Source organism: Thiohalorhabdus sp. (assembly GCF_046545655.1).
GTDB lineage: Bacteria > Pseudomonadota > Gammaproteobacteria > Thiohalorhabdales > Thiohalorhabdaceae > Thiohalorhabdus.
Genome location: NZ_JBKGZG010000031.1, coordinates 17778 through 29366, shown reverse-complemented (window position 1 = coordinate 29366; position 11589 = coordinate 17778). Strand labels below are relative to the sequence as shown.

General features: G+C 70.2%; 9 protein-coding genes. 1 reads left to right on the top strand and 8 read right to left on the bottom strand.

All coding sequences use genetic code 11. From position 1 onward, the window contains the following. Positions 1-145: 145 nt before the first annotated feature. From ACLFRB_RS08205 to ACLFRB_RS08195, 3 genes are all read right to left on the bottom strand, one after another. Entirely contained in the window at positions 146-2686 is a 2541-nt protein-coding gene (locus ACLFRB_RS08205; protein WP_411068528.1) for a cation-translocating P-type ATPase, read from the bottom strand. Positions 2687-2763: 77 nt separating this feature from the next. Further along, positions 2764-3579 (bottom strand): D-alanyl-D-alanine carboxypeptidase family protein, encoded by an 816-nt coding sequence (locus ACLFRB_RS08200; RefSeq protein WP_411068530.1) that lies wholly within the window; start codon positions 3577-3579, stop codon positions 2764-2766. Then, positions 3552-3998 (bottom strand): D-alanyl-D-alanine carboxypeptidase family protein, encoded by a 447-nt coding sequence (locus tag ACLFRB_RS08195; protein WP_411068527.1) that lies wholly within the window; start codon positions 3996-3998, stop codon positions 3552-3554. The genes ACLFRB_RS08200 and ACLFRB_RS08195 overlap by 28 nt, the downstream gene beginning before the upstream one ends. A gap of 558 nt (positions 3999-4556) precedes the next feature. On the opposite strand from ACLFRB_RS08195, the gene ACLFRB_RS08190 reads away from it, so the two are divergent. After that, positions 4557-5600, top strand: coding sequence for a cytochrome-c peroxidase (locus tag ACLFRB_RS08190; protein WP_411068526.1), 1044 nt, complete (start codon positions 4557-4559; stop codon positions 5598-5600). An 88-nt stretch (positions 5601-5688) separates the two neighbouring features. On the opposite strand, the gene ACLFRB_RS08185 is transcribed toward ACLFRB_RS08190, so the two are convergent. The 5 genes from ACLFRB_RS08185 to ACLFRB_RS08165 form a co-directional block, all read right to left on the bottom strand. Then, on the bottom strand, positions 5689-6690 hold the full coding sequence (locus tag ACLFRB_RS08185) for a pyridoxal phosphate-dependent aminotransferase (protein ID WP_411068525.1): 1002 nt from the start codon (positions 6688-6690) through the stop codon (positions 5689-5691). A gap of 277 nt (positions 6691-6967) precedes the next feature. Then, on the bottom strand, positions 6968-7723 hold the full coding sequence (locus tag ACLFRB_RS08180; protein ID WP_411068524.1) for a ZIP family metal transporter: 756 nt from the start codon (positions 7721-7723) through the stop codon (positions 6968-6970). A gap of 204 nt (positions 7724-7927) precedes the next feature. Then, the gene (locus tag ACLFRB_RS08175; protein ID WP_411068523.1) at positions 7928-9031 is read right to left on the bottom strand and encodes an ABC transporter ATP-binding protein; all 1104 of its coding nucleotides are present in this window, start codon (positions 9029-9031) and stop codon (positions 7928-7930) included. A gap of 14 nt (positions 9032-9045) precedes the next feature. Continuing rightward, positions 9046-10548: an ABC transporter permease gene (locus tag ACLFRB_RS08170; RefSeq protein ID WP_411068522.1), complete on the bottom strand. Its 1503-nt coding sequence runs from the start codon at positions 10546-10548 to the stop codon at positions 9046-9048. Then, positions 10545-11588: an extracellular solute-binding protein gene (locus tag ACLFRB_RS08165; protein WP_411068521.1), complete on the bottom strand. Its 1044-nt coding sequence runs from the start codon at positions 11586-11588 to the stop codon at positions 10545-10547. The genes ACLFRB_RS08170 and ACLFRB_RS08165 overlap by 4 nt, the downstream gene beginning before the upstream one ends. Between the last annotated feature and the right edge of the window lies 1 nt (position 11589).

Below are 11589 nucleotides of genomic sequence, written 5' to 3'. Positions count from 1 at the left end.
GTCAGGAGCGGAAAGCAACTGCCGACGAGCCGGATATGGCCGAATAACCCCTGGGTTCAACTAAGTAGGAAGTGGTCCTAAAAACGGGGGCAGGTCACCCCAGCCCTCCGTGACGGCCTCTTTCCGGGTTCGGTCCTCCCGGATCTCAGGAGCGCAGGATCCGGAACGTCTGGGTGAGCCCCACGGGCAGAAGACCGAGGCCGGCGGCGAGGGCCCAGCCCGCCGGAGGAAGGGCGGTAAGGCCAAGCACCTCGGCGAGGGCGGGCACGCCCAGCGCCGCCGTCTCCAGGAGGGCGGTCAGGGCCAACGCCCCCCAGAGCCAGGGATTGCGGAAGGCCCCGCGGAAGCCCGAGCCCCGCTCCGCGCGGGCATTGAACACCGCCAGCACCTGCCCCAGAGACATGGCCACGAAGGTCATGGTCTGGGCCCCTTCCGTCCCCAGGGCGAGCGGGCCGGCCCCGGCCCCGAAGGCGGTCAGGCCCACCCCGGCCACCAGGGCCGCCTGGGTCAGGATGCGCTGGACCACTTCCCGGCTGATGACCGGCTCCCTGGGGTCGCGGGGCGGCTGGCGCATGACGTCCCGGCGGCTGGGCTCCAGGGCCAGGGCGAAGGAGGGGAGGACGTCGATGACCAGGTTGTTCCACAGGATCATAAGGCCGGTCAGGGGCGGGGCGAAGCCGGCGGCGATGGAGCTGGTGATCACGCCCACCTCGGCCACGTGCCAGGAGAAGAGGAACTGCCCGAAGCGCCTGATGTTGGCGAAGATGCGCCGCCCTTCCTCCACCGCGGCCTCGATGGTGCCGTATTCGTCGTCGAGGAGGATGATGTCGGCGGCGTCGCGGGCCACATCCGTCCCGGAGCCCATGGCAACGCCAACGTCCGCCTGGATGAGGGCGGGCGCGTCGTTGACGCCGTCGCCGGTGACCGCCACCACCTCCCCGGTGCTCTGCAGGGCCTCGATGAGGCGGAGCTTGTGCTCCGGATCCACCCGGGCGTACACGTCCGTATCGGCCACCGCTTCCGCCAACTCCTGATCCGTGGTGCGCGCCAGGTCCCGGCCATGGGCCACGCCGCCCCGCGACAGGCCCATCTGGTTGGCGATGGCGGCGGCGGTGTCGGCACGGTCCCCGGTGATCATAACCGTGCGGATGCCGGCATCGTGCATGGCCTTTACCGCGCGCACCGCCGTCTCCCGCGGCGGGTCCTGCATGCCCACCACCCCAAGCATCTTGAGGTCCGCGAACAGCTCCTCGTCGGATAGGGGCTGGGCAGGGGCCTGGCGGGTGGCCACGGCGAGGGTGCGCAGGCCCCTCCCGGCCATGCGCTCGGCGGTCTCGGCCAGCTCCGGCTCCCGTTCCCGGTCGATCAGGACCTCGGGCGCCCCCTTGATGTACACGCGATCGCCGATCACCACCGCCATGCGCTTGGTCTCGGAGCTGAAGGGGGCCTCGCGCTCCCGCTCGTGCTCCTCGCGCAGCCGGCGCCAATCCAGGCCGTGCTCGGCGGCCCCGTGGAGAAGGGCCACTTCCGTGGGGTCCCCCACCGGATTGCCGTCCGGGTCCACGTCGGCGTCGTTGCACAGCACGGCGGCACGCCACAATAGGTCCGGGTCGCCCCGGCGGCCCAGGGCGACCTCCGTCACCGCCATCTCGTTGCGGGTCAGGGTGCCGGTCTTGTCGGAGCACACCACCGTGGTGGAGCCCAGGGTCTCCACCGCCGGGAGCCGCCGCACCAAGGCGTTTTCCGCAGCCATGCGCCGCATGCCCACCGCCAGGGTCAGCGTGGCCACCGCCGGAAGCCCCTCGGGTACGACGGCGATGGCCAGGGCCACCGCCACCTCCACCACCTCGTTCAGGGGCCGCCCCTGAAGCAGCCCGATCCCCACCAGGACCCCGGCCCCGATCACCACGAGGAGCGCCAGGCGGCGGCTCAGCTGGTCCAGGCCTTCCTGCAGCGGGGCCTTGCCCCGCTCGATGGACCCCGCGAGGTCGGCGACGCGGCCCATCTCCGTCCGCGGGCCGGTGGCCACCACCACCCCCCGGGCCCAGCCTCCCACCACGGTGGTGCCGGTGAACAGCATGCTGGTGCGGTCGCCGAGCGGGGCGTCCCGGTCCACCGGCTCCGGGCCCTTGGTTACCGCCTCGCTCTCCCCGGTCAGGGCCGACTCCTCCGCCTGCAGATCCTCCGCCTCCAGGATCCGCAGGTCGGCCGGCACATGCTCGCCCCCTTCCACCCGGACCATGTCCCCCGGCACCAGCCCTTCCGCGTCGATCTCGTCCCGGCGGTCCCCCCGCTCCACCTCCGCGATGGTACCTATCATCCGCCGCAGCGCCGCCATGGAGCGCGAGGCCTGGTATTCCGTGGCGAAGCCCACGAGGGTATTGACCACCAGCACAAGCAGGATCGCCGTGGCTTCGATCACCTCGCCAACCAGGAAGCCCGCCGCCCCCGCGCCGATCAGCAGGAGCACCACCAGGCTGGACAGCTGGTTCCACAACAGGCGCCACCAGGGGGTGGCCCGGCGCTCCGCGAGGCGGTTGGGTCCGTACCGCCGTCGCCGCCTTTCCGCCTCTTCCTCCGAAAGTCCCCGCTCCGGGTCCACGCCCAGGGCTTCCGGTACCGTGTGGGGGGTGAGCGCGTGGGGCGCCTCGGGATGGGGGGGTGCCGGGTCGGATTGCCGGTCCATGGCTGGTTCCTTATGGGCGGGTGGCCCGGGTTCGCAAACCCGGTCCACCCGGGGCCTTCCTTTGCACGTGCCGGGTGCTAGCCCTGGGGCTCGTTTCCGGATGTCTCCTTGTCGTGGGCCAGGAGCTTACGCTGTTGGCGCTGCCAGAACCGGTTCCACTTCAGCTGCACGGAGTCCATCACGTACCGGAGCCAGCCGCCCCAGGCCACCCCATCCCGGGTCACCAGGGGCCGGTGGGCCAGGGACTCGCCGTCCAGGCTCACCTGGAGCCATCCTACCCGCTCGCCGGGGTCGATCGGGGCGCTCAATGGATCCCGGGTCTCGGCCTTTACGTCCAAAGCATCCTTGCGGTGCCTGGGAATGGTGAGGAACAGATCCGCGTTGAGCCCTGTGGTCACCTCGTTGGCCGCCCCCTTCCAGACCCGAACCTCGCGGACGGGCTGACCGGCCTGGTAGACCGGGATGGTCTCGAAGTACCGCAACCCGTAGTCGAGGGTCGCAACCGCGTCCTGGAAACGGGCCTCGCCGCTTTCGGCCCCCAGCAGTACGCTCAGGAAACGGGTCTTTCCCCGTTGGGCCGAGGCCACTAGGTGGTAGCCCGCATCGGGGGCATGGCCGGTTATCAGGCCGTCGGCGCCTTCGGAATACTCCGGGAGCCGGTTGCGGTTGTGCTGGGTGATCCCGTTGTGGGTGACCTTTCGCTGGTGGAAGCGGGGATAGTGCCGGGGGAAGTCGCGGATCAGGGCCCGGGCAAGGATGCCCATATCCCGGGCGGTGGTGTACTGGTCGGCGTTTCCCAGCCCGCTTGGGTTGGTGAAATGGGTGTTTTCCATGCCCAGCGCTTCGGCCTGGTGGTTCATCATTCCTACGAAGCTGGAGACGGTGTCCGCCAGGTGGCGCGCCAGGGCCTGGGCCGCGTCATTGCCCCGGCCACCAGCAGCCCCTGCAGGAGTTTATCCACCGAGACCCGCTCCCCTGCCTCCAGAAACATCTGAGACCCCGACATCCTCCAGGTGTCTTCCCGGATCCGGACACGGCCCGAGGGCCGGATGGCGCCTTCCTCCATGGCCTGGAAGGTGAGGTAGGCCGTCATGAGCTTGGCCAGGCTGGCGGGCGCAATCCGCTTTTCGGCGTGCTCGCTGGCCAGGACCCGGCCCGATTTCATGGCCATGAGAAAGGAGGAATCGGCGTTGAGGCTGGGAGGAGCGGGTGTCGCCCATGCCGGGGTCTGGACACCTGCTCCCAGTAAGGCTGCCCCCAGAACCAAGGGCACCCATTTGGGCCGGTAACGAGAACGGGTGCTTCCTGGCATGGTTGTTCCTCGATGTTGGGCCGGGAAAGCGCTTCGCCGCCTATGAGGCATTATCGGCGGCCTGTCCCGGGCCTCGCTCCGGGGCACTGCAGGGGTCTGTGCGCCTACGGTGATGATACCTGCCATCCGGACGCTGGGCGTTCCGATTTTTGAGGATCTCCCACCTCTGGTGCAACCAGCTTTCCCCGCATCTTGTGCCACCCGCAGCCTGCGCCGGTGCCGGGGGGTTCCAGCCTAGTATGGCCCTCCGACGACGCGAGGGTCTTTCCGTCCAAGGGCCAGCTTGACGTGGCCCCCTTCCTATCCAACAATAAATGAAAACCATTATCGTTATCATTTATGGAGACAGCCTTTCCGGGCGGACCGGTGGGCCCCCTAAGGGTCGGTACGGGTCCGGTCCCAGGGTACGGGTGGCGTTGGGCTGGATCTGGGAACGGGGGTGCACCGTAAAGTATGCGGGCAATTTGGGTCGCTGTCGCTCTAGCGGTCGGGAGCCTGATTCCGGTGGCAGCGGAGCATAGGCTTCCGGACGGGAGCTCGGACCGGGAGAGGCGTTCCGTGGCGGAGCTGCGGGCCGCCTACGGGAAGCCCCAGTCCGAGTGGCCGTCCCCGCAGATTGATGCGGAGGTCCAGGCCGAGCCCCTGGGCCCGCTTCCCGAGCCTCCTTTTCCCGACACGAATCCCCATACCCCCGCCAAGGAGGAGCTGGGGAAGCAGCTCTTCTTCGACCCGCGCCTCTCGGCCTCCGGGCAGATCGCCTGCGCCTCCTGCCATGACCCCGAGCTCGGCTGGGCCGACGGGCGCAGGTACTCCTTCGGCCATGACCGGCAGCGGGGATCGGTAAGCGCACCCACCATCCTCAACGCGGCGTACCTGGAGAGCCTGTTCTGGGATGGACGGGCCGACACGCTGGAGGAGCAGGCCCTGGGTAGCCTGACGAACCCGGTGGAGATGGCCGCGGATCCGGAAGAGGTTACCGCCCGTCTCGCAGGCATTGACGGCTATCGCCGCCAGTTCCGCGAGGTTTTCGGGGACGACCGGATTGGCATCCAGGAGGTCACGCGTGCCATCGCAACCTTTGTACGGTCACGGACCATGCGTCACACGCCCTTCGACCGGTTCATGCGGGGGGACCGCACCGCCCTGGACGACCAGCAGCTACGGGGCCTGCACCTGTTCCGGACCAAGGCGCGCTGCATGAATTGCCACCACGGGCCCAACCTGACGGACGAGTACTACCACCACATGGGCACCTCCTTCTACGGGGTAGGCAACGATCAGGGCCGATACGCAGTCACAGGGGCCCGGGAAGACTTCGGGGCTTTCCGCACCGCGCCGCTGCGCGGGGTCGCCCATACGGCCCCTTACATGCACAACGGCTTGGTTCCGGAACTGGAGGGGCTCCTGAAGCTGTACAACGCGGGATGGTGGCAGAACGCCCCGGTGGGCGCGGCGGAAGACAAGGCGCGCTCCATGCATCTCTCCCCCCGGATCCAGCCGCTGGGGTTGAGCGAGGAGGAGCGGGCCGCGCTGGAAGCCTTCCTCAGGGCCCTTTCCTCGCCCAGGCCCCGCATGGCCCCGCCAGAGCTCCCGGAAGGCTAGGGGTGGAGAAGCGACCGAACGGAAGCCCCTACTTGGAGCGCACGATGAGCACGGCCACCAGGATCCCCGCGGCCAGTTGCCCGTTCCCCTACAGCAGTTCCCGCAGCGCTTGAACGACCCGCCCGTTGTCCTCGGGGCGGGCGGTGGTTACCCGCATGAAGCCCGGTCCCAGGGCGGGGTCTCCCAGCGCTTTGATGAAGATCCCCCGCTCCTTCAAGCGTGCGGCCAAGTCCACGGCGTCATACGGGGCGAAATCGGCCAAAAAGAAATAGGTGTCCGTGGGATAGGCGCGCACGCCCAGCCCCTCCAGGTTCCGGGCCAGGTCCTGGGTCCAGTCCCGCAGCCGGTTCGCCCGCTCCCGGATCCGGTCCTCGTGCTGGAGGGTGGCCAGGGCGGCCGCCTGGCTGGGGCGGGTCAGCGGGTAGGCGTCGTTGGTGGCGTTGAGGGCATCGGCCAGATCCGGGGGCAGGATGGCGTAGCCGACCCGGAAGCCGGCCAGGCTGTGGGCCTTGGACAGGGTGCGGGTGACCAAGAGGTTGTCGTGCTCGGGCACCAGGTGGGCCACGCTTCGCCCGGCGAGGCCGATGAACGCCTCGTCCACCAGAAACCGAGTGTCCGGATGGCGGGCCAGCAGGTCGGGCAGGGCCTCGGTGTCGAAGGTCCCTCCATTGGGATTGTTGGGGTTGACGATCACGGCCAGGGTGGTCCCCTCGGGGATGCGCAGGTCGGCCAGGTTCAGCCGGAAATCCTCCTCGGGGAGGAGCCGTGTCTCCGTGTAACGCTCGGCGATCTCGGGAAAGAGGGGGTAGGTGGGCGTGAGCAGGTGCACCTGCCGGCCCAGGCGCTGGAAGAGCTGCCGAAGAATCAGCTCGGAGCCCGCGTTCATGTGGATCAGGTGCTCGGGGACCCCCAGGACCGCCGCGATCTGTTCCCGCAGGGGAGCCGAGTAGGGCTCGGTGTAGTAGTTGCCGCGCGGCACTTCGGCCCGGGCGGCCTCCACGGCCTCATCGATGGGTGGGAGGGGGTTCTCGCACAGGAGCAGCTTGATCCCCTCGGCGGAACCGCCGCCTTTCTCCACAATGGATGTCATTTCGCCCCTCCCCTATTCGGTGTCCAGACCGCCTTGCCCCGCACCCTCGATCAGGCAGGCGAAGCCCCAGGAGGTCTCCAATCCCGGGCGAAGGGGTTGGTTGTTGAATACCACGTCAACCCTGGGCATCCCTCCGCATTCCTCGCTCCGGGAAGGGGTGAGCGCACTCCTTTCAATGTGCCTGGGGTGTCGGTGCGGCGAAAGGGCGCCGTTTTCCCACAGAGCCCCCAGGGGAGCGGGCACCAAGCGGGGTGGGGGGCGCCCCACCGCGGTACGGTCAGGCGGGGAGCGCGGCGGTCAGGAGGCCGTAGACAAGGGCGCTCACCCCGGCGCCGGTGAAAAATAGGAGGGTGTGGCCGTAGCGGCGGGCCATGGGGAGCAGCTCGTGCACGGAGACGAATACCATGGCCCCCGCCGCGAAGGCCATGAATGCCGCGTTGAGCCCGGGATAGATATGGACCGCCACCAGCCCGGCCAGGGCCCCCGCGGGCTCGGCCAGCCCGGAGAGCAGGGCCGCCAGGAACAGGAATCGGGGGGCACGGGCGGCCACGATGGGCAACGCCATGGCGAACTCCTCGGGCAGGTTGTGCAGGGCGATGGCCGCTGCCACCAGAACCCCCAGGGAGGGTGAGGCGAGGTACGAGTTCGCCATGGCGAAGCCCTCGGGCACATCGTGGAGGATGAGCCCGAAGGCCACCAGATAGGCGGTTCTCAGGAGATCCGGCCGGAAGATCCCCTTCTCCTCCACCAGGTGCGTGTGCGGGATCACCCAGTGGAGGGCGGCCACGATCCCCACTCCCAGAATGAAGGACAGGCCCGCCACTCCCACCCCCGCGCTCCAAGCGGCCTCCGGTATGAGCTCCAGCAGGGAGACCAGCAGCATGATTCCCGCCGAGAAGCCGATACCCAGGGCTACGGCCCGGTCCCGCCCGCCGGCGTACAGCGCCAGGGCCACGCCCCCGAGGGTGGTCAGGATGGAGAGGGAGGCCAGTAGGAGAACCGCGACGTAAGGCGTGTCTCCGGTCCCGGGCATCAGGGGTCGGACTCTGGACGGACGGGGGGCGGGAGGAGATGAGCCGCTGTTTCGGGGGCGAAGGACGGGGCCGGGGCGGCCCGTTGGCGGACGGGGCGGAGAGTGGGTTTGCCCGGGGAAGCCCGGGCTACCCTCCCGTGCGGGTGGGCGGGGTGACCGGGAATAGGCAAGTCCTCCTGGGACCCTGGGGCGGGAGCCCTGCCCTTAGCCTCCGGTTCGGGCGGCCGCGGCGGGTAATGCCTCCGAGCCACCGCCCCCCGGGAAGGGCCGGACGGCATGGGCGGGCCGTTCGGTGTCGCCCTCTCGGGTGGCCGGGAACAGGGCCAGGGCGTGGCCGGCCGCGATAGTGACGGCCACGCGGTCGCCCGGGGCGTGGTGGACCTCGTGGTTGGTCCGGATCCGGACCCGGGCGCCGCACTGCAGGTCCACGCCGAACAGGCGGCTGCCGCCCTCGTAGCGGGACCAGGCGACCACGCCGTTGCCGGCGTCGGCGGCCTGCAGAGCGAGGTCGTCGGGGCGGACGAGGGCCTCCACGGTGCCCGTGGCGCCGTGCCCGGCAGCCTGGCCAATGGGGGTGGTGACCGTTCCATCGGCGGCCTCCCCCGGCAGGAAGGAGGCCTCGCCGAGGAATTCGGCCACGAAGCGGGTGGCGGGATCGCGGAAGCATTCCTCGGGCGAGGCGATCTGCTCCAGCCGACCGTCTTTCATGACCCCCACGCGGTCGCCGATGGACAGCGCCTCCGACTGGTCGTGGGTCACCCAAATGGCGGGCACGCCGGCTTCCTTGAGGGCGCTGCGGATGTCCCAGCGCAGGCTGTCCTTGAGGGCGGCGTCGAGGTTGGACAGGGGCTCGTCGAGCAGGATCAGCTCCGGCTGGTGGGCCAGGCAGCGGGCCAGGGCGACCCGCTGCTTCTGGCCTCCGGACAGCTCCTCGGGATAGGCGTCGCGCTGGTCGCCCAATCCCAGCCACTCCAGCCAATGGTCCACGGGGTCCGAGCGCCGGAGGCGGAAGCCCACGTTCTGGGCCACGGTCAGGTGGGGGAACAGGGCGAAGTCCTGGAACACCAGCCCGGTGCGACGCTGCTCGGGGGGGACGAAGACGCCGGCACCGCTGACCGTGCGGCCGCCGATGCGCACCGTGCCGCTGGTGGGCGCCACCAGGCCGGCCACTACCCGAAGGGTGGTGGTCTTGCCGCAGCCGGTGGGCCCCAGCAGGGTAACGATCTCGCCTTCGGCGGCGGTGAGGCTCACGTCGCGCACGGCGACCTCGTCGCCGTAGGTCACGTTGAGCTTGTCGATCTCCAGCATCGCCTCGTCCTCGGTCAGGTCAGGTCCATCCGGCTTCTCTCCCCCTTCAGCATGAGGGCTACCGCCGCCCCGGACACCAGCACCAGGAACAGGGCGGGCACGGCGCCGCGGCCGAAGTAGCCCGCCTCGTAGACCCGCCACAGGTGGGTGGCCAGGGTCTCGAAGCCGGAGGGCCGCAGCAGCAGGGTGGCCGGCAGCTCCCGCATGGCCTCCAGGAATACCAGCGCCGCGGCGGCCAACAGCCCGGGCAGGATCAGCGGCAGGGTGACCCGCCGGAAGGCCTCGCCCGGACCGGCCCCCAGCGAGCGCGCGGCGCCCACCAGGCCACCCTCGGCGCGCTCCAACGGGGGCCGGATGTTGCCCACCGCCAGGGGCAGGAAGCGCACCACGTAGGCGAACACCAGCAGCGCCAGGGATTGGTAGAAGAAGTCCAGATTCAGACCCACCATCACCAGCGCGGTTCCCAGGACGATGCCCGGCACTCCGAAGCCCACGTAGGCCGCTCGCTCCAGCAGCCGGCCCAAACGGCCGGTGGTGGCGGCATAGGCCACCGGCAGAGCGGCCGCCACTGCCGCCAGAGCGGCCAGGAGCGAGGCGGTGGTAGAGTTCATGAGGGTGGCCGGGTCGAAGCCGGCCCCGCCCTCACGCACCAGCCAAAGCCCGAAGACCCCGATGGGGACGGCGAGGGCCGCGGTCAGCACCAGTACCATGCCGGCCACCGCCAGCGCCTTGCCCGCCCGCCCCAGGGGCAGCTCCGGCGGCCGGCCCGGGGCCTCGCGCACTACCCCCACCCGCGACTCCAGGAACAGCACCACCGCCACCAGCGCCAGCAGGGTGATGGACAGCCACGCCGCGCGGTCCAGGCCGAAGGCGTTGTACTCCACGAAGATCACCCGGGTGAAGGTGTCCACCCGCATGATCGCCGGAGTGCCGAAGTCGGACAGGGTGTACAGCGCCACCAGCAGGCCGCCTGCGGCCACGCTGTTGCGCGCCCGTGGCAGCACCACCCGCCACAGCGCCTGGCGCAGGGGCATGCCCAGGGTGCGCGCCGCCTCCAGCGTGCTGGCGTCCAGGTTGCGCAGGGCCGCCCGGGTGGCCAGCAGCACGAACGGATACGTGTACAGCGTCATAACCAAGGTGCCCCCGGCCAGGCCGTCCACATTGGGCAGCGGCAGGCCCGTGAGGCCCTGGATCTCCCCGCCGGGTCCGAAGGCGGCGAAGTAGGCGAAGGCCCCCAGGTAGCTGGGCACCGCCAGGGGCGCGGCCAGCAGCCCCGTCCACACCCGGCGCCCGGGCAGGTCGGCGTAGGCGGTGACGAATGCCAGGGGCACCCCCACCAGGATGGCGCCCACCACCGTGAGGCCGGTGAGCAGCAGGCTATTGGCCGCCACCTCCAGGGTTCGGTCCCCCAGCGCCACCTCGGCGCCGATGCCCATTCCCAGCAGCACGGCCACCGGGGCCAGGGCGGCGGCTGCCACCAGGGCACTGAGGCCGAGGACCACCGGGGCGCGGGTCACAGCACCCCCGCGCGCCGCATGAGGTCCAGGGTGGGCTGCAGGTCGCCGAGCCGGGTCAGGTCCACCCGCGGAGCCTGGATCTCGTCCATGGCGGGAAGGCCTTCGGGGGTGGGCACATCCGGAACCAGCGGGATCTCATAGGCTTCCCGGGCCAGGTAGCCCTGCACCTCCCGGGACAGCAGGTAGCGGATGAAGTTGTGGGCGGTCTCGCCGGGTCGGAGCACGGCCACGCCGGAGGTATTGACCAGGGAGCCGGCATCCTTGCGGGTGAAGGCCACGTCCACCTTGGCGTCGGGCTTCCCTTCCTTCAGCCGCAGGGTGTAGTAGTGGTTGGCCAAGCTCACGTCCACCTCCCCCTGGGAGACGGCCATAACCGCTCCCAGCTCGCCCGAGTATTCCTGGGTGTTGGGCTTCATGGCCTCGAGCCATTCCAGGGTGGCCTCGTCGCCCTCCAGCAGCCGCATGGCGGTGACGAAGGACTGGAAGGCGCCGTAGGCCGGCGCCCAGCCCACCTCCAGGCCGGACTCCGGCAGCGCCGTGATGCGGTCGGGGAGGTCGTCCGGCTCCAGGCGCTCGGTGTTGTAGGCCAGGGTCCGAACCCTTCCGGAGATGGGGGCCATGCGCTCGAAGCGGAAGGGCCCCTTGAGCCGGTCCCGCAGCTCGTCGGGGATGGGGCTCGCCAGGCCGTGGTCGATCACCTGGCCCAGGGAGCTGGTGTCCACAGCCCAGAACAGATCGGCGCGCGCGCCGCCGCGCTCGTCCTCGGCCACGAGGGTATTGGCCAGGGAGGAGGAGGGCCCGCGCCGCAGCTCCAGGTTGAGATCCGGGTTCCGGTCGCGGATGGCCTCCACCACCTTGGTGTACAGGCCACCTTCCCCACGCCCGAGATAGACCGTCAGGTCCCCCTTCAGCTCGGGCAGATCCTCAACGGACAGGGCGGGGGGCGCCTTGTCCTCGCCGCCAGAGCAGCCGAGGAGGGGGGCCGAGACCCCCAGGGCGCCGAGGGCTGTGGCCCCCCTCAGGAAGGTGCGGCGGTCCATG